The organism is Streptomyces laculatispora, assembly GCF_017353455.1.
Classification (GTDB): Bacteria; Actinomycetota; Actinomycetes; order Streptomycetales; family Streptomycetaceae; genus Streptomyces; species Streptomyces laculatispora.
The window spans coordinates 1-17,585 of the sequence record NZ_JAFMPZ010000545.1 but is presented as its reverse complement, the minus strand read 5'-3'; the positions used below and the strand labels follow the sequence as shown (position 1 = coordinate 17,585).

At 71.1% G+C, this 17,585-nt stretch carries 17 protein-coding genes and 3 pseudogenes; 4 read left to right on the top strand and 16 right to left on the bottom strand.

The features are described from left to right. Positions 1 to 694, bottom strand: a pseudogene (locus J1C73_RS28935) (DNA-binding protein); the annotation flags it as partial. A 75-nt stretch (positions 695 to 769) separates the two neighbouring features. Between J1C73_RS28935 and J1C73_RS28930 the strand changes: the two are divergent. Next, positions 770 to 1,861, top strand: coding sequence for a hypothetical protein (locus J1C73_RS28930; RefSeq protein ID WP_207318956.1), 1,092 nt, complete (start codon positions 770 to 772; stop codon positions 1,859 to 1,861). A gap of 79 nt (positions 1,862 to 1,940) precedes the next feature. On the opposite strand, the gene J1C73_RS28925 is transcribed toward J1C73_RS28930, so the two are convergent. The 4 genes from J1C73_RS28925 to J1C73_RS28910 are packed head-to-tail and all read right to left on the bottom strand — an operon-like array spanning position 1,941 to position 5,873. Continuing rightward, complete coding sequence (locus J1C73_RS28925; protein ID WP_207318955.1) at positions 1,941 to 2,918, bottom strand: ABC transporter substrate-binding protein; 978 nt, start codon at positions 2,916 to 2,918, stop codon at positions 1,941 to 1,943. Positions 2,919 to 2,953: 35 nt separating this feature from the next. Next, positions 2,954 to 3,799, bottom strand: a complete 846-nt coding sequence (locus J1C73_RS28920; RefSeq protein ID WP_207318954.1) for an ABC transporter ATP-binding protein — start codon at positions 3,797 to 3,799, stop codon at positions 2,954 to 2,956. Then, positions 3,796 to 4,866, bottom strand: a complete 1,071-nt coding sequence (locus tag J1C73_RS28915; protein ID WP_124284687.1) for a FecCD family ABC transporter permease — start codon at positions 4,864 to 4,866, stop codon at positions 3,796 to 3,798. The genes J1C73_RS28920 and J1C73_RS28915 overlap by 4 nt, the downstream gene beginning before the upstream one ends. Next, positions 4,863 to 5,873, bottom strand: a complete 1,011-nt coding sequence (locus tag J1C73_RS28910) for a FecCD family ABC transporter permease (protein WP_123460811.1) — start codon at positions 5,871 to 5,873, stop codon at positions 4,863 to 4,865. The genes J1C73_RS28915 and J1C73_RS28910 overlap by 4 nt, the downstream gene beginning before the upstream one ends. A 113-nt stretch (positions 5,874 to 5,986) precedes the next feature. Here J1C73_RS28910 and J1C73_RS28905 point away from each other — a divergent pair, with 113 nt between their 5' ends. Beyond that, entirely contained in the window at positions 5,987 to 6,601 is a 615-nt protein-coding gene (locus J1C73_RS28905; RefSeq protein WP_372446747.1) for an HAD family hydrolase, read from the top strand. Positions 6,602 to 6,707: 106 nt separating this feature from the next. Here J1C73_RS28905 and J1C73_RS35560 read toward each other — a convergent pair. The 7 genes and pseudogenes from J1C73_RS35560 to J1C73_RS28870 all read right to left on the bottom strand — a co-directional run. After that, positions 6,708 to 7,232 (bottom strand): annotated as a pseudogene (locus J1C73_RS35560) (pentapeptide repeat-containing protein); the annotation flags it as partial. A 260-nt stretch (positions 7,233 to 7,492) separates the two neighbouring features. Beyond that, complete coding sequence (locus J1C73_RS28895) at positions 7,493 to 8,920, bottom strand: DUF6177 family protein (protein WP_207318952.1); 1,428 nt, start codon at positions 8,918 to 8,920, stop codon at positions 7,493 to 7,495. 123 nt (positions 8,921 to 9,043) lie between these two features. Further along, the gene (locus tag J1C73_RS28890) at positions 9,044 to 9,691 is read right to left on the bottom strand and encodes a pentapeptide repeat-containing protein (RefSeq protein WP_307797822.1); all 648 of its coding nucleotides are present in this window, start codon (positions 9,689 to 9,691) and stop codon (positions 9,044 to 9,046) included. Then, positions 9,672 to 10,163, bottom strand: coding sequence for a Rossmann-fold NAD(P)-binding domain-containing protein (locus tag J1C73_RS28885; protein ID WP_207318957.1), 492 nt, complete (start codon positions 10,161 to 10,163; stop codon positions 9,672 to 9,674). Before J1C73_RS28885 ends, J1C73_RS28890 begins: the two co-directional genes overlap by 20 nt. After that, the gene (locus J1C73_RS28880) at positions 10,160 to 11,347 is read right to left on the bottom strand and encodes a hypothetical protein (protein WP_242644853.1); all 1,188 of its coding nucleotides are present in this window, start codon (positions 11,345 to 11,347) and stop codon (positions 10,160 to 10,162) included. Before J1C73_RS28880 ends, J1C73_RS28885 begins: the two co-directional genes overlap by 4 nt. Continuing rightward, on the bottom strand, positions 11,344 to 11,727 hold the full coding sequence (locus J1C73_RS28875; protein ID WP_207318950.1) for a DUF6507 family protein: 384 nt from the start codon (positions 11,725 to 11,727) through the stop codon (positions 11,344 to 11,346). The genes J1C73_RS28880 and J1C73_RS28875 overlap by 4 nt, the downstream gene beginning before the upstream one ends. A gap of 177 nt (positions 11,728 to 11,904) precedes the next feature. Next, positions 11,905 to 12,129 (bottom strand): hypothetical protein, encoded by a 225-nt coding sequence (locus tag J1C73_RS28870; protein WP_145764877.1) that lies wholly within the window; start codon positions 12,127 to 12,129, stop codon positions 11,905 to 11,907. 209 nt (positions 12,130 to 12,338) lie between these two features. Here J1C73_RS28870 and J1C73_RS35555 point away from each other — a divergent pair, with 209 nt between their 5' ends. Then, positions 12,339 to 12,722: a cold-shock protein gene (locus J1C73_RS35555; RefSeq protein ID WP_123460814.1), complete on the top strand. Its 384-nt coding sequence runs from the start codon at positions 12,339 to 12,341 to the stop codon at positions 12,720 to 12,722. Between the two features lie 9 nt (positions 12,723 to 12,731). Here the strand turns inward: J1C73_RS35555 and J1C73_RS28860 are convergent, their stop codons facing one another. Genes J1C73_RS28860 through J1C73_RS28845 form a run of 4 tightly spaced genes read right to left on the bottom strand, consistent with a single transcriptional unit; the run spans position 12,732 to position 16,246 of the window. Beyond that, positions 12,732 to 13,589 carry a 1,4-dihydroxy-6-naphtoate synthase gene (locus J1C73_RS28860; RefSeq protein ID WP_207318949.1) on the bottom strand — a complete coding sequence of 286 codons (858 nt, stop codon included), beginning with the start codon at positions 13,587 to 13,589 and terminating at the stop codon, positions 12,732 to 12,734. Further along, a complete protein-coding gene (locus J1C73_RS28855; protein ID WP_207318948.1) occupies positions 13,570 to 14,277 on the bottom strand; it encodes a futalosine hydrolase in 708 nt (235 codons plus the stop codon). The genes J1C73_RS28860 and J1C73_RS28855 overlap by 20 nt, the downstream gene beginning before the upstream one ends. A 28-nt stretch (positions 14,278 to 14,305) precedes the next feature. Continuing rightward, the gene (locus J1C73_RS28850) at positions 14,306 to 14,785 is read right to left on the bottom strand and encodes a DUF2771 domain-containing protein (RefSeq protein WP_124284689.1); all 480 of its coding nucleotides are present in this window, start codon (positions 14,783 to 14,785) and stop codon (positions 14,306 to 14,308) included. Positions 14,786 to 14,812: 27 nt separating this feature from the next. Then, positions 14,813 to 16,246, bottom strand: coding sequence for an MFS transporter (locus J1C73_RS28845; protein WP_207318947.1), 1,434 nt, complete (start codon positions 16,244 to 16,246; stop codon positions 14,813 to 14,815). A 419-nt stretch (positions 16,247 to 16,665) separates the two neighbouring features. On the opposite strand from J1C73_RS28845, the pseudogene J1C73_RS28840 reads away from it, so the two are divergent. Next, positions 16,666 to 17,585, top strand: a pseudogene (locus J1C73_RS28840) (DUF3027 domain-containing protein); the annotation flags it as partial.

Genomic DNA, 17,585 nt, shown 5'->3' with positions numbered 1-17,585 from the left:
GGGTGGGATTCGGGGTCACCTCGCCGTACGGCGGGCCCCAGACCAGCCGGTCCAGCACCGACAGCGCCTCCACGGGGGCGGTGTCCAGGAGTTCGCCCATCCGGGCCCGGTCGGTGAAGAGCCCGGCCAGGGCGGTCACCGCGGAGACCGGGTCGTAGGTGGCGGGCAGCCCGGCCGCGGTGAGGATCTCCTGGAGCCGGCCCGGCGACATGCCGGCGGTGGCCTCCGCGACGGTCGGGCCGAGGCCGGTGGGGGAGGGGTGCTGCGGTGACGGCGCGAGGAGTTCGCGGGCGGTGCGCACCAGGTGCAGCCGTTCGTCCTCCCCCCAGACGAGGGCCTGTTCGCGCAGGGTGGTGAGGGCCCCGGGCAGCGCGTCCACGATGGCGGCGCCCGCGTCACCGTGATGCTCGCCGTCGTCCCGGCCGTCGCCGGTGAGCAGGCCGAGCAGGGTGTCGTACGGCGCGGGATCGGGCGCGACCGCGAGTGCTTCGGCGGTCTGCAGGGCGAACCGGTCGAGGTGTTCCAGGGCGCGGACGACGGAGGCACGGGTGCCGGCCCGCGTCGCGAGCTGGGTGATGTCGCCCGGCACAGGGTTGAGCAGGTCGGGCCGGGCGCGCAGCAGCCCGGCCAACGACTCGTCGTCCCGGGCGCGCAGAGCCTCGGCCAGCGTCCGCGGTGGTGTGGTCATCCCCATCCGTCCCACGGTAGTCGCTCCGGACGGGCCCGAGGGCGCTACCGTCGTTGCAGGGCGGTAGAGGGGAACCATCGCGTGGGGATCGAGAGCGATCAGCTGGTCTACGACTACCTGAGCCGGGTCGGGGACATGGCACAGCAGCAACAGCTGTCCTCGGGCACCCGGATGAGGCTCGTGTCGGCGCTGCGGGGCGAGATCGACCGGCAGCGCGTGAAGCAGGCCGCGGACACGCCTGCGGCGGTGCGCCGCATCATAGGGAAGCTCGGCGCCCCCGACGAACTGGTCGCGGCGGCGGCCTCGTCGGCCGACGGATCGGTGCCGCTGCCGCAGGCGCCGGAGCCGGAGCCGCGCCCCGCGAAGGCGCCCGGCGTCCCCCGGCCACGCAGGCCGAAGCTCCGCAAGGACGGCCGCAAGGACAGCCGCGGGGACGGCCGGAAAGACAGTTCGGGCAAGGGCGCGTCGGAGTCGCCTGCGCAGGCGTCCGGGGCGTCCCCCGGGGTGCCGGCCGGGGGCGGGCCGGCCGCGCCGCACCGCGCCGGCACGGACGAACTGGGTCCGTCCGGGAGCGAGACGGACTGGTGGCGCGTCGAACCGGGCCCGTTCGGCGAGTTCGGCGAGGGAACCGCGGTGGCGGGGTTCCGCGGCGGGGTGGAGATCCCGGCGGTGCTGCGGCCGCCGGGGGCGGCCGAGGACGAGGAGTCCGGGGAGCCGGAGGAGGAGTGGGAGGAGGGCGAGGACGGCGAGGAGGAGTACGAGGAGCCGGCGGCTCCGCGACGGCGGTGGCTGCCCAGGCTGCGCCGCGCCCGGGGCGGCGAGGGCGGGGCGCCCCGCGGCTTCTCGCACCCCCTGCTGCTGCTCGCCGCCGCACTGCTGGTGACCGGAGCGGTGATGGGCTCCCTGCTGGCCCTGGCGGGCGGCTGGCTGATCGCGTACAGCTCCCGCAAGCTGTCCCGCGCGGAGGCGAAATGGGTGGCGATGGGGCTGCCCGGGATGGTCGCGGCGGGCGCCCTCGTCTGGCTGTGGGGCCGGATGGACGGCCGGTGGGGCACGCCCATCGGGGACGGGCAGATGGCCCCGGCGATCGGCCAGACCTGGCCGTGGGTGGTCCGGGGTGCGGCCGTGGCCTCCGCGCTCTACCTGGTGTGGCGGGCGCGAAGGCGGGCGTGACGGCCGGGCTGCGACAGCCCGGCCGCCAAGGGCTGCCCGGCCCTGACGAGCCGGGCCGGGTGCTGTCCGTGACGCCTTGTCAGCCGGTCATCTTCGTCTGGAACTCGTCGAGGATGCGGTCCGCGGCGGTGTAGCCGATGCCCGCGATCCACAGCCGGTCGTCGACCTTGAAGACCTTGCCGTCCTTGGAGGCCTTCAGCCCCTTCCACAGCCCGCTCCTCATCGTCCGGGTCGTGCCCGCCTTGTCCGGGTCGCCGTACGTCGAGGTGAAGACGGCGTCCGCGTCCGCGAGGTCGATCTTCTCGGGCGACACGTCGTAGGAGAAGCCGTCCTTGGCCTTGTCCGTGATGGCGGGGCGGCCCATGCCGAGGTCGGCGAGGATCGAGCCGATGTAGTTCTGCTTGCCGTAGATGCGGATGTCCGCGCCCTCGACGAAGCGTACGAAGTTGACGTCGGTGGCCGCCGCCTTCTTCTTGCCGCCGATCGCCGCGGTCACCTTCGCGACATGGGCGTCGTACGAGGCGATGACCTTCTTCGCCTCGGCCTGCTTGCCGAGCGCCTCCGCGTGGACCTGGAAGTTCTCCTTCCAGGCCGATCCGGTGGACTCCGTCATCACGGTCGGGGCGATCGCGCTGAGCTGCTCGTAGCGTTCGCCGTCGCGGACCTTGCTGGTGAGGATCAGGTCCGGCTTCAGGGAGGCGACGGTCTCCATGCTGGGGTTGGCGATCTCACCGACCTCCTTGATGTCCTTCGTCCTGTCCGCCGGCAGATAGGCGGGGAAGCCGTCCTCGGTCGCGGAGTGTGTCCCGCCGACGGGCCGCACGCCGAGGGTGAGCGCGGAGTCCAGCTCACCGGTGTCCAGGACCACGACCCGCTTCGGGTGCGCGGGGACCTTCACGTCACCCATCACCGTCTTCATGGTGTGCGTCGTACCGGCCGACGAGGAGCCGTCGCTCCTGGCGCCGGAGCCGGAGGAGCCGCAGGCGGAGAGTGCGAGTGCACCGGTCAGGGCGAGCGCGCCGAGGGTGAGGCCACGGCGGCGGACGGAGGTGGCCATGGGCTGCCTTTCGTAGGGGGTGTGCGGATTCGGGTTCAGGAGGCGTACGCGGGCTGCCAGGGCGCCCCCGGCACGACGAGCGGCGAACCCGTCACCGGGTCCGGGACGATCACCGCCTCCAGGCCGAAGACCTCACGGACGAGTCCGGCGGTGACGACGTCCCCGGGACGGCCCTCGGCGACGATCCGGCCCGCCTTCATGGCGACCAGGTGATCGGCGTACCGGGCGGCCTGGTTGAGGTCGTGGAGCACCGTCACCACGGTCCGGCCGCGGGTGCCGTCGGCCGCCGGGGCGGCGAGCCGGCGCACCAGGTCGAGGACCTCCACCTGGTGGGCGATGTCGAGGTACGTGGTCGGCTCGTCGAGCAGCAGCAGATCGGTCTCCTGGGCGAGCGCCATCGCGATCCACACCCGCTGGCGCTGCCCGCCGGAGAGCTCGTCCACCGAGCGGGAGCCGAGTGCGGTGATGTCGGTGCGCTCCATGGCGTCCGTCACCGCCCGCTCGTCCTCCTGCGACCACTGCTGCCACCAGTGCTGGTGGGGCTGGCGGCCGCGGGCGACGAGGTCGGAGACGGTGATCGCCTCGGGGGCCACCGGGGTCTGCGGAAGCAGCCCGATCGACTGGGCGATCTTCTTCGTGGGGATTCTCGACAGCTCGGTGCCGTCCAGCAGCACCGCTCCGCCGCGCGGCTTGAGGAGCCGGCCCAGCGCCCGCAGCGTCGTCGACTTGCCGCAGGCGTTCGGCCCGACGATGACCGTCACCCGGCCGTCGGGCACGGCCAGGTCCAGCTCGTGGACGACGGTCCGGTCCTCGTACGCGAGAGTCAGCTCGCGCACCGTCAGCCGGCTGGTCACGGCGTCCTGCTGCCGGGTCTCGGTCATGCGTTGCCTCCCCTGCGGCCACCGTGACCGCGGATGATCAGCCAGATCAGATACGGGGCGCCGACCGCCGCCGTCAGGACGCCCACCGGCAGTTCGGTGGGGGAGAAGAGTCTGCGGGCCAGCAGATCCGCGAAGACGACGATCACCGCGCCGAGCAGCGCCGAACAGAGCAGCGGGATCTGCGCGGTCCGGGTCATCCGGCGGGCGATCTGCGGGGCGAGCAGGGCGACGAAGTCGACCGGCCCGGCCGTCCCCGTCGCCACCGACGCCAGGATCACGCCGAGGGCGACGAGCCCCAGCCGTACCCGGCCCAGCCGGACCCCGAGCGCGGTCGCCGTGTCGTCGTCCATGGTCACGGTGCGCTGGGCGCGGGCGGCCCACAGGACGGCGGGCAGCAGGACCAGCAGCGTCCAGCCGATGGGCGCGGCCTCGTCGTAGCCGCGGCCGTTGAGCGAGCCGGTCATCCAGATCTGCGCCTGCTGGGCGACGAGGTAGTCGCCCTTGGTCAGGAACAGGGTGGTGACCGAGCGCAGCGCGATGGCGAAGCCGATGCCGATCAGGACGAAGCGGGTGGCGTGCAGCCCGCCGCGCCAGGCGAAGGCGTAGACGAGTGCGGCGGCCGCGACCCCGCCGATCACCGACAGGTACGGCAGGACGGTGTACGAGGTGATGCCGAACGTCATCGCGCCGACCGTGAGCGCGCTCGCGCCCTGGCTGATGCCGATGATGTCCGGGCTGGCGAGCGGGTTGCGGGCCACGGTCTGGATCAGCGCGCCGGCGATCCCGAAGGCGAGGCCGACGAGCAGCCCGACGACCATGCGCGGCAGCCGCAGCGTGCCGACGACGAGTTCGTCGGCGGAGGGCCGGCCCAGGACCACCTTCAGGACCTCGCCGGGCGCGACGAAGCTCTCGCCGACGCACAGGTACGCGACGCAGACGACGGCCAGCAGCACGACGAGCGCGGCGGCGGCGACCGCGGCCCGGCGGTGCAGCAGGAACCGCCCGCGCGCCCCGACCCGTATGACGCTGTACCCGGCGGGCCGCACCGCGGCCGTGGTGGCGCTCACGCGGGCACCGCCTTCCGGCGTACCAGCGTGACCAGGAACGGCACCCCGATCAGCGCCGTCATCACACCGGCCGGGATCTCGCTCGGCGGGAAGAGGATCCGGCCGATCACATCGGAGACGAGCAGCATCACGGGTCCGATCAGAGCGGCCATCGGGAGCACCCAGCGGTGGTCGCTGCCGACGACTCCGCGGGCGATGTGCGGGACGGCGAGGCCGATGAACGCGATCGGCCCGGCCGCCGCGACACCGACGCCGGTGAGCACGGTGGCGCCGACTCCGCCGACGATCCGTACTGTGGCGATCTTCTGCCCGAGCCCCTTGGCCATGTCCTCGCCGAGCGCAAGCGCGTCGAGCCCGCGGGCGACCGAGAGCACGAGGACCGTCCCCACCAGCAGGAACGGCCAGATCTGCTGGGCGACCTGGGCCTCGCGGCCGGCGATCGAGCCGACCTGCCAGAACCGGAACTCGTCCAGCGCGGACGCCTTCGTCGTCAGTACGGCCATGGTCACCGACACCAGCAGCGCGTTGATCGCGGCGCCGCCGAGCGCGAGTTTCACCGGGGTGGCGCCGCCGCGTCCGCTGGAGGCGATGGCGTACACCGCGACGGAGGCGATCGCCGCCCCCGCGAATGCGAACCAGACGTACCCGGTGAGCGTGTGGATGCCCGCGTACGCGATGGCCAGCACCACCCCGACCGAGGCGCCCTGGCTGATGCCGAGGATGCCCGGGTCGGCGATGGGGTTACGGGTGATGCCCTGGAGCACCGTGCCCGCGAGGGCGAGGGCGGCGCCGACCATCAGCCCGATCAGGGTGCGGGGCACCCGCATGTTCCGGATGACCTCGGCGGCGTCGGAGTTCCCGCCGTGCAGCAGGGCGTCCAGGACGGCGGACGGGGCGATGGAGCGCGCCCCCACGGCGAGGCTGAGCAGTACGGCGAGCAGCAGCGCCGCGACGGCCGCCGCCGTCAGGAGAGCGCGTCTGGAGCGGCGTGGTGCGGCGGCTGGCATCGGACCCCATCGAAAAGCGAAGCAAAGTAAGGCTTGGCTAAGTCTAAGCACCGGCTCCCTGGGCCCGTCCGGGGGTGTGCGGAGTCCCGCACCCGCTCGGCACAATGGCGGTCATGGCTTCGCACGCACTGACGGTCGGCTTCGACCTGGACATGACGCTCATCGACTCCCGGCCCGGCATCAAGGCCGCCTACCTGGCGCTTTCCGCCGAGACGGGGGCGGTGATCGACGCCGACCTGGTGGTGAGCCGGCTGGGCCCGCCGCCGGAGGACGAACTGGCGAACTGGTTCCCGGCGGCGGAGGTGGCCGCGGTGGCCGACCGCTACCGCGAGATATACCCCGCGTACGGGATCGCTCCGACGTTCGCCCTGCCCGGCGCGCGTGAGTCCCTCGACGCGATCCGCGAGCTGGGCGGCCGGACGATGGTCGTCACCGCCAAGCACGAGCCGAACGCGAAGCTGCACCTGACCCACCTGGGCATCGAGCCCGATGTGCTCGTGGGCGGCCTGTGGGCCGAGGCGAAGGCGGAGGCGCTGCGGGAGCACGGGGCGGGCGTGTACGTGGGCGACCACACCGGCGACGTACGCGGCGCGCGGGCCGCGGGCGCGCTGTCGGTGGGCGTGACGACGGGTCCGTGCGACGCGGAGGAACTCCGGTCGGCGGGGGCGGACGTGATCCTGTCGTCACTGACGGAGTTCCCGGCCTGGCTGGCGACGTACGTGGCGTAGGGGTTCGGCGGCTGCGGGATCGCGGGGCGCGTTCCCGTTCGTTGGCTGGACCGTGACCAGGGGGATCCCTCAGTCATGGAGTCCGGCCAACGGGTCGTGCCGGGCCCTACTCCGATGGGCGATGCGAAGGCATCACTCTCACTTGCCCGCCTCGCGCACCGATCCACGCCTCGAGTTCCGAGCCGGCCAGCTCTCGGGACGATGCGCCGCTGAAGACGGTGATCGGACCGAAAACGGTGCCTGTCAGGCCACGTACGACCGTGGAGTTGTCGACTTTGATCTTGAAGGAGTTCTGGAACAGGACTGCGTCGGTCAGGTCCGCTCCCCTCATGTCGACATGGAGGAGCGAGGCCCCCATGATCCGCGTTCCGCGGAAGCTCGCTCCCGATGCGTCGACCCCGTACAGCGAAGCCTTGACCATGTCGGCACCGTCGAGCCGCGCCGAACGGAGCACGGCCTCGTTCACGTTCGCCCTGACGAGGTCGGCATCGGTGAGATCCGCCCTGGTCAGATCCGCCTCCCGAAGGTCGGCGCGGTAGAAGATCGCTCCTGCGAGGCTCACGTCCGCCAGGACCGCCTGGATGAACCACGCGTGCGTGAAGTCACCGCCTGAGAGATCAGCGCCTCGGAAGTCGTGCTCGACGCCGAAAAGGCTGTAGCCATCATCGGTGAGCCACTCCTGATGTCGGTCAGCCGCTCGTACTCGGCCGGTCCGAAGGAGTCGTCCGAAATGATCTGCTCGAACCCAGGCTTGGCCAACCTGGTAGGTGGATGGTGTCGCCCGCTCAACGCCGCGAGTGGCCCCGCATCCGCGGTGAGAAGGGCATCCGCTGGGTCGGGCCCCTCAAGGGCACGGCCTGCCCCACCCGGCCGGCCCGTGCGGTCGGAGCATCAGGCGGGTGGCGCCCCGCGCAGATGACGCAGGAGCTGTTCGAGGGAGGTCCAGCTCTCGGCGGTCTCGCCGTCGCCGAGCGGGTAGTAGAAGCCCGGCCGGGCGCTCGGGCCCAGTCGTACCGGGCGTTCCTTGAGCGGCGTCCTGCTCGCGGTGTCGCGCCCTGCTTCCCGGACCTCCGCGGGGCCCAGCACGAAGGCGCAGGGGAGCGGCGGGTGTTCGTAGCGGGGTGGGGCGTTCAGGTCCCGGCGTGCCTCGCGCAGTTGGCACAGCATGGTTTGCAGTCCGTGCCGGGTCACCAGTTCGTCGGCCAGCTCCGGCAGTGCCTGCAGGGCCGGTTTCTCGCCGGGGCCGTGGCCCACGGTGAGGGTGATGTCCTCCTCCACACCGTCCGGGGTGCGGATCACGCGCAGGGTGGCGACGGCGGGCCGGCCCGGGGTGCCGACGACCACTGTCCAGGTGGGCCGTGGGGCGCGTTCGTACGCCAGCTCGGTCAGCTGTCGCCGTGACCAGGTCAGGCCGGCTGGCTCCGACGTCCCCCAGCCGGCCGGCGGGCCGCCGGTCAGCGCCTGCCAGGCGGCTTCCAGCGCGCCGCCGAGGACGAGGTCCGCCGTGGGACGGTGCAGGGTGCGGAAGGAAACGATGAGCTGACGCTCGTCGGTGGGTTGGACGTCCGTGAAGGCGTCCGCCACCGAGGTCTCGCCGTTCTCGTCCCGGTCCGGGGAGAAGGCGTCGTCCTGCCAGCGCAGTACCGCGCCGGTCAGCCCGTCGTAGTAGCCGCACCGTTCGTCCTGCACCACCCAGCGGGAGGGTGTGGACTGCAGCAGCAGCCGGGTGGGCAGGGAGAGGCGGCAGTGCGGCGGGGTGACGATCTGCAGGGACCGGTCGCTCTCCACGGTGGCCCGCAGGGCCTCGGAGAGCCAGCTCGTCATGGGGACGGCGGGCCGGTCCTGGAGGACGACGGCGGCCTTGTCGGTGAGCATGTCGACGGCCGGCTGGGCTGCGGCGGGGACCGGTACGGCAGTAACGCCCGAGACATCGACCGGGCGGGCCGCCCCGACGGTGCCTGGGGCGTCCGGCGGCCAGACCCGGCCGCCCAGAAGCATGGTCAGACGGGCCGCGAAGGCACCCGCGAGCTGCTCGGCCCGGGGGACGCCCACGGCGGCGCGGGCCTCGACCCACCACGCCGGGCCGTCGCCGGACGGCTCGGCGCCGGGACCCAGCAGCCGGGCCGCCTCGCCCGGCACCTGGAGCATCAGCGGCACCTCGATCGAGACGAGCGGCCGGCCCTCGGCGTCGCACAGCTGGACCACGGCGCCCTCGCCGGTGGTCTCGACCCGCAGGTCCGGGCCGCCCGCCAGCAGGCCCGCCAGGATGCTCAGGGCGTCCGGCATGCGCTCGGTGAGCGCGATCACGTCCTTGGTCATGCGGTGTTCCCCCTGGTCACGTGTGGTCGTTGTCGTCTTGATGCGAGTGACGAACCCGCGTACCAGGTGGTCTCACCGGTGCTTTCCGGCCCCCACCAGCACCTTCCCGGCGAGGTCATGGCCCTACTGCGGCGCGCGGTACGGCGGAATCACCTGTACCTGTCCGCCCCGCTCTGCGATCCACGCCTCGAGTTCCGTGTCGGCCATCTCTCGCGACGATGCGCCGCTGAAGACGGTGATCGGACCGAAAACGGTGCCTGTCAGGCCACGCACCACTGTGGAGTCGTCGACTTTGATCTCGAAGATGTTCTCGTCGAGGACAGCGTCGGTCAGGTCCGCCCCCCTCATATCGGTGTCGACCAGCGAAGCACCGAGGAACCTCGTTCCGCGGAAGCTCGCTCCCGACGCGTCGACATCGCACAGCGAGGCCCGGACCATGTCCGCCCCGTCGAGCCGCGCCGAACGGAGCACGGCCTCGTCCAGGTTCGCCCTGACGAGATCCGCTCCGGTCAGATCCGCTCCGGTCAGATCCGCCGACTGCAGGTCGGCCCGGTAGAAGGACGCGTCGACAAGTCGCACGCCCACCAGGACCGCGTCGGTGAACCACGCATTCGAGAAGTCCCCGCCCGACAGGTCGGCGCCCCGGAAGTCGCGCGCCATGCCATTGAGATCGTATTCCTCAGAGGCGAGCCATTCCTGCAGTTGCCGTGTGGCTTCCGGATCAGCCGGGAGCGCAGTCGGCTTCCAGTTCTTACGGATACCAGATGACACGATCTCCCCAACCATGACTTTCAACAGCAGCCTTGACGCTGTCGATTGCTGCTTGATTTGCGTTCCTAACGTCAATAATGACTATACGTCCGCGCTTTTCGATCTGCTTGGCCAGCTGCTTATTGACCCACGCCTCATTATTGGCCGGGTCGTACGCACCCTTGAACGGCTGGGACTTGTCGCGCACATTATTGAATGGCGGATAGTCGGAGTGAACGCCCTTGATGTCGTAGTACTCACCGGTGGTCTCGGAATAGAACTCACCCTTGTCGGCCAACTCTGGTCGGCGAATGTCATCCGGAAGACGTCCATTCTCCCGGAGGTCGAGGCCGACCCTGGCTTCATCGATCGATTGATTATCGATTTGATTCTTGTGATCCGGGTCGTGCTTGAGGTGATCGAAATCCTCTGGAGTCCGCTTTTCGACTTCGTCGAGGTGGCCCCAGTGCGCCGCCTTCTCCTCCGCCGTCAACGCCGGTAACGGCTCGTTCGCGCGATCGCCGGGCGTCGTACCCGTCTCGCCCGGAGTGTCCGATGTTCCGGTTTCCCCGTGCGCCGGCGTCTCTCCGCCGGACGGGTGCTTCTCCGGGTGGCCGTCGGCACCCGTACCAGGGGTGTCGCCGTGACCGCCGCCCCCGGTGGGCGTGTGTGAACCACCGCTGCCACCGCCCGGTGTGTGGGACCCGCCGCCGCCCGACGGCGGGTGCGAACCCGCACCGCTGCCCGAACCGCCACCGGTCGGGTGGTCCGTGGCGTGGCCGCCCGTGGACGGCGGGTTGTGCGTGCCGCCACCTCCACCGGCGGGGTGGGAGCCGTCGGCCGGGTGCGCCGTCGAGCCGGAAGGATGGCCCGCCGAGCCGGAAGGGTGGCCCGTCGAATTCTCCGGTAGGCGCTGACACCGCCGAAGACATCACCGATGCTCGACCACGTCTTCTTGAAGTCGTCCCAGTCGAAGACGTTGACCATGCTGCCCAGGCCCTTGATCGTGCCCCAGACACCGTCGACGAAGAACCCCTTCAGCGCACCGCCGACATTGTCCTTCGTCCACCCCCACGCAGCCCGCAGACCCGTGTACTCACGCTTGTCGACCGTCCCCCAAGGTGTCTCCTTGGAATCCTTGACGTCGCTTTCCTTGAAGCCGTACATACCGGCCTTGTGCGAACCGTCATCAACGACGAAATGCGTACCACCCACCAGTGCGGTGATCTGGTTGGCCGCGTCACGCTCGGCGCCCTGGAACGCCACCCACGTCGTACCGACCTCATGGACAAGACGCGAATTCTCGTCGATCTTGTGCTGGTCCTGCTGCCAGTCGTCGTCGTCCTTGTTGTCCGCGACGAACTTCGCCGCGTCCGCGCGGAGCTGGTTCATCCTGTTCACCAGCGGACGGGCAGTCGACGCGAAACCCGTCAGCGCACCACTGACCGACTCCAACTTCTTCGCGAACTCATCCGCCTTGTCCCGCACCGGAATCGTCGAATTGAGCAACTCCTCCTGCTCGGGAGCGTCATAGACCGCATCCAGCGCCTGAAAAGCGGTGTGCACATCCTTGCCCGTACCACGGATGTTGGAGGCAGTCGTCTTCAGTGAAGCCGCATGCGTCTCCAAAGTCTCCAGACTGCCGGTGAAGGTCGGTATCTTCCCCAGATCGATCACTTCTTGGGGCCCTTCATCTCTTCCGGAGTCGGCGCCTTGGAGTACTCGTCCTGCTTGTTCTTCGCCATCTCCAGGTCACCCTTGAGGTACTCCTCGGTGGCCAACCGCGCCCCGGTGATGGACTTCCCCGTCCGGACAGGAAGGAACTTCACGTCGTTCTCCGTGCCTTGCTGGAACTCCTGCAACGCCTGAGCCACCGGACCGAACGCGCCCCCCTGGGGGATCTCGGTCCCGCCCAGCACCATCGTGCCCGCAGACGTCGCGGCGCCCACCAGGCCGTTGCTGTACGAGGTGAACTCCGCCTCGAACTCACCGCCGGCCTCGGCGGTCCTGCCCAGGACCCCGCGAACGCCGTCCGGCTTGATGTCCCACCCCGTCATGCCAACCCCCGTGCATCCCCTGGCTGTTACGTTTCCTCAGCTGCGGACGGCGCGACGCGCCGACCCGACAACAGGATCTTCATCTCTATCAGGGGATGCGTTGCAGATGCAACGTGTTCAGGCCAAAGGTGTGCTGGGCCGAGCGCGCAGCGGCGTGACAGAGACGTATCCCCGGCCCTACTGCTTCGGCGCACCCGCCCGCGCCGACCGGACGACGCCCGCCGCGGCGATCAGGAAGCCGACGCCCATCAGCATGCACAGTGCCCAGGCGATCGACGGCAGCGGGTGGGTGCCAAGGAAGAGGGGCGCCATGGTGGCCAGGGTGCACAGGGCGCCGACGAAGAAGACGATCGCGCCGATCCGGACCAGCCGGTCACCTGCGCCAGAAGATGTAGTACTCACGCTGCCAGGGTAGTTCCCGACGGCGGCGAACCACCCCGGGGCGGCCGGTGGACGCGGCAAGTGCCGTTTCCGGACAGAGTCCGGATGACCAGGCTTGACGAGGGGTACTTCACCTGTGGAGGCTTCTGCCAGCAGGGGAGCACGACCACTGGACGGCCTGACCTGCTGAGGCTTTGTTCCGGCATACGGGTTGAGATGGGGTGCGTGCTTTGCCGACTGGCAAGGTCAAGTGGTTCAACAGCGAGAAGGGCTTCGGCTTTCTCTCCCGCGACGACGGCAGCGACGTCTTCGTGCACTCGTCGGTGCTCCCTACCGGAGTCGACGCACTCAAGCCCGGCCAGCGCGTCGAATTCGGCGTGGTCGCCGGACAACGCGGTGACCAGGCGCTTTCCGTGGCGATCCTCGACCCCACCCCGTCCGTCGCGGCCGCCCAGCGCCGCAAACCGGACGAACTGGCGTCGATCGTGCAGGATCTGACGACCGTGCTGGAGAACATCACGCCGCTGCTGGAGCGCGGCCGCTACCCCGACAAGGCGGCGGGCGCCAAGATCGCGGGCCTGCTGCGCGCGGTCGCGGACCAGCTCGACGTGTAGGACCCGTACTCAGTAACAGGACAGCGCGTCCGGTCCGAGGGGCGGTACCAGCCCCTCGGCCGCGGCGCGGGTCAGCAGGCCGCGGATCGCCGCGTAGCCGTCCTCGCCGAGGTCGGCGGTGAACTCGTTCACGTACAGGCCGATGTGCTGGTCGGCGACGGAGGGGTCCATCTCCTGCGCGTGCTTCAGCACGTACGGCCGCGAGGCCTGCGGGTCGTCCCACGCCATCCGTACCGACGTGCGCACCGACTCGGCCAGCAGCTTCAGGGTGTCCGCGCCCAGCGAGCGCTTCGCGATGATCGCGCCGAGCGGGATCGGGAGGCCGGTCGTGTTCTCCCAGTGGCGGCCCATGTCGGCCAGATTGTGCAGACCGTAGTTCTGGTAGGTGAAACGCGCCTCGTGGATGACGAGTCCGGCGTCCACCTTGCCGTCCCGCACCGCCGGCATGATCTCGTCGAACGGCATGACGACGATCTCGCCGACGCCGCCCGGCACCACCTCCGCGGCCCACAGCCGGAACAGCAGGTACGCGGTGGAGCGCTCGCTCGGTACGGCGACGGTCCTGCCCGTCAGGTCCGTGCCCGGCTCCCGGGTGAGGACCAGCGGCCCGCAGCCCCGCCCCAGCGCCCCGCCGCACGGCAGCAGCGCGTACTCCTGAAGGACCCAGGGAAGCACCGCGTACGAGACCTTCAGGACGTCCAGCTCACCGCGCTCGGCCATGCCGTTGGTGATGTCGATGTCCGCGAAGGTGACATCGAGGGCGGGCGCGCCGGGGACCCTGCCGTGCGCCCAGGCGTCGAAGACGAACGTGTCGTTCGGGCACGGCGAGAAGGCGATCCGCAGCGGGTCAGGAGTTGTCTCGGTCATGGTGGGTCGTCCAGCCTTCCAGTACGGGTGTGAGCTTCCCGAACGCGTCGGTGAGCGCGGCCAGCGCGTCGCCGATGCGCCAGGCGTCGCGGTCGCGGGGGCCGACGGCGTTCGAGACGGCCCTGATCTCCAGGACGGGCACGCCGCTCAGGACGGCCGCCTCCGCGACCCCGAACCCCTCCATGGCCTCGGCGGCGGCGCCGGGGTGCGCGGCGAGGAGGGCGGCGGCGCGCTCGGCGCTGCCGGTCACGGTGGAGACGGTGAGGATGTCGCCGGTCACCGCACCGGTCGCGGCGGCCACCGCGCGTACCAGGGAGCGGGGCGGGTGGTGCCGGTCGCGGCCGAAGCCCAGGTCGGTGACGGGGACGAAGCCCGCGGGGGTCTCCGCGCCCAGGTCGGCGGCGGCGATGCGGCCGGCCACGACCAGGGAGCCGACCGGGGCGACACCGGCGAAGCCGCCGCCGATGCCCGCCGAGATCACCAGGTCGTAGCGGTCCGAGACCAGGCCGAACGCGGCGGCGGCCGCGGCGGCGGCCGGTCCCGCGCCGCCCGCGAGGACGTCGAAGGGGCCCGTGCGGTGGATCTCGGCGCCCGGCACCCGGCGCACCGACACCTCGGAGCCGTCCCCGAACGCACGCGTGACCGCGTCCCGTTCCACCGGGACAGCGGTCACGACGAGCACACGCACGGGAGGAGCCTCCGGGGTCAGGAGGGGATCAGTCGGTCTTCTTGAGCTCGAAGTGCCAGATGCCCAGCAGTTCCTTGCCCTTGGTCTCCACGATGCTGATCTGCGTCTCGTTCGTGGTCTCGCCGGTCTGGCTGGAGAAGAAGGCGCTGCCCGGGATCGACCGGTAGGTCTTCTTGTACGGCTCCTGCTCGGCCTGCTGGCCGTTGATGAAGAGGGTCCAGCCGTGGTCCGCGACCTCGGGGTCGACACCGAAGTGGACCTTGTCGTCCATCGCGACCTTGACGGTCTTCTCCGCCTTCTTGTTGAGGCAGCTCTTGACCTCGGATTCCTTGAGGGCCTTGCCATCGTTGTAGCAGGACGCCTCGGTGTTCACCGAGTTGTCGCCGACCGTCACGGTGGCGAGCGGCGTCGGCTTGTCGCAGGCGGAGAGGACAAGGAGTCCCGCGGACACGGCACCAAGAGCGACGCCGATTCGACGGCCCTTACCGGAGAAGAACGCAACGGTCATGGGCCGAAGGCTATCGGTCGCCCCGGCTCATGCCACGCGGGGGTGCGGCGAGCCGCGCCGCGCGGCGCCCAGCAGCCCCCGTACGGAGGCCGCCGCACCGAGCGTGAGGATGCCCGCGGCGACCGCCATGCCCAGTACGCCGTTGAGGGGGAGGGAGATCCCGATCGCGCCGCCGGCCACCCACGCCATCTGGAGCAGCGTCTCGGAGCGGGCGAACGCGGAGGTGCGCACCTCCTCCGGCACATCGCGCTGGATCATCGCGTCCAGCGACAGCTTCGACAGGGCCTGGGTGAAGCCCGCCATGGCCGCGAGCGCGGCGACCATGACCGTGCTGAAGAAGGCCGCGGCCAGCACGGCGACGCCGAGCGCCAGGCCCAGCACCGACGCGACGATGACTTCCGGCCCGCGGGCCCTGAGCCAGGAGCCGACCGCCGTGCCCAGCGCGTTGCCCGCCCCGGCCGCCACGCCGACGATGCCGAGCGAGATCGCGGCGCTCTGGCCGGAGAGCGGCTGCTCGCGCAGCAGGAACGCCAGGAAGAAGATCAGGAAGCCGGAGAGGGCGCGGTGCGCGGCGTTGGCCTGGAGCCCGTGCAGGACGGACGGGCCGACCGAACGCAGCCCCGGCCGCTTCTCGCCGCTCTTCTCCCTGGACCGGGTCCTCCTGCCGGTCCCGGGCGCGGCGGGCTTGCGGAGCGGGTCGGGCCGGGCGGCGCCCTCGTCGTGCGGGTGCACGAGGTGTGCCTTGCGCTCGCCCTTCGCCGAGTCCACCTTGGGCGGCAGGGTGAATGCGAGGATCGCACCGCCGACGAAGATCGCGGTCGCGCCGTAGAGCGGCCACGGCGGGCCGATCGTCTGGAGCCCCGCCCCGATCGGAGCAGCCGCACCGGTGGCCAGGAGACCGGCGAGGGTGACCCGTGAGTTCGCCTTCACCAGCGAGAACCGGGGTGGCAGCAGCCGCGGTACGACGGCGCTGCGCACCACCCCGTACGCCTTCGAGCAGACCAGGACGCCCAGGGCCGCCGGATACAGCTCCAGGCCGCCGGTGGCGACCGCGCCCGACATGGTGAGCGCCAGCAGCGCACGGGCCAGCATGGAGGCCGCCATCGCGGCGCGGCGGCCGTGCGGCAGATGGTCCAGGAGCGGGCCGATGACCGGGGCGAGGAGGATGAACGGCGCCATCGTGACGGCGAGGTACAGCGCGACCCGGCCGCGGGCCTGGTCCGTCGGTACGGAGAAGAACACCGTGGACGCCAGCGCGATCGTGATCATCACGTCGCCCGCGCCGTTCACCGCGTGCAGCTCGATCAGCTTGCCGAGACCCGACTCACCGGCTCCGTGGGCGTGCGTCGCCTTCCGGATGCCCCGGGCGGTCCCGGTGAACGGGGACTGGAGGGCATGACCGATCGACCGGCTCGTCCTGCGGAGCGAACCGGATCCGTCGTGCGACCTGGCAGAAGCCACTTGGCCATACTGCCCCAGGACCAGTCGTCGCGAACCGGGACAGGCGCGGTGCGCGGTGCCTACCGCCCTGTCGGGTCAGCGATCGGCCAGGTCGCAGCGGGTGCGGGCCGGTGAATCCCGATGGCCGGGGCGCGCTCTTTACAGGGGACACGGCACCGGATACGGCGTCGTTTGGGACGGGCAGGTGGGCGGGAAGCGGCGGAGAGGGTAGCGTGCGTAGCGCGCCACCGGCGGTTGTTCTTGGCCGCGCGCCTCTCGGCGATCCCGCAGAATGGGTAGCAGAAGGTGCGCCCGAGGCAGGCACAACGGGTGTGGACGTCGACGCGGCCCCCAGGTCCGCTCCGCCCGCAACCGAATGGCCGAAATCGATGGATGTGCTGGCGCGCTCGTGAGACTGGCGTAGGAGAGAAGCGAGACCTGTGAGTGCTGCGACGACGAGAAGCCGTACGGCCCGTACCCCTGTTCCCGACCGTTTGTGCGCCGAGGCCGTAGACCTCGCCCGCGCGGCGGCCGAGGAGGCAGCCGCGCCAGGGGTCGTGGGCGAGCATGTGGACGTGGTCCCCGAGGGGGACCGGGTAGTCACGCACTACTTCGAGTGCCGGGACCCCGCCTACCGGGGCTGGCGCTGGGCGGTGACGGTCGCCAGGGCCTCCCGGGCGAAGAACGTCACGCTGGACGAAACGGTGCTGCTGCCCGGCGGCGACGCGCTGCTCGCGCCGGAGTGGGTGCCGTGGAGCGAGCGGCTGCGGCCGGGCGACATGGGGCCGGGCGATCTGCTGCCCACCGAGGCGGACGATCTGCGTCTGGAGCCCGGTTACACCGGCGACGACGAGCCGCCGCCCAACTCCCCGGTCTCCCGTGAGCTGGCCGACCTCGTCGAGGCGGAGGACGCGGAGCTGACGACGCGCCCGGAGCCGCCGCGCCGCGGTTCGATCGCGGCGGTCGCGGACGAGCTCGGGATGCGGCGTGCGCGGGTGCTGTCGCGGTACGGGCTGCACGTGGCGGCCGACCGCTGGGACGAGGGGTTCGGCGCGAAGACGCCGATGGCCCAGGCGGCTCCGGCCACCTGCGTGTCCTGCGCCTTCCTGGTGCCGCTGGCGGGGTCGCTGAAGCAGGCCTTCGGGGTGTGCGCGAACGAGTTCGGTCCGGCGGACGGGCACGTGGTGTCCCTGTCGTACGGCTGCGGCGGGCATTCGGAGGCCGCGGTGATGCCGAAGCCGCCGAAGCCGGCGCCGCACGCGCTGGACACGATGCAGGTGGACGAGTACCCGCTGCGTCCGGCTCCACCGGCACGGTGCCGGTGGAGCCGGAATCCCGCGCCGGACGCAGCGGGTACTCG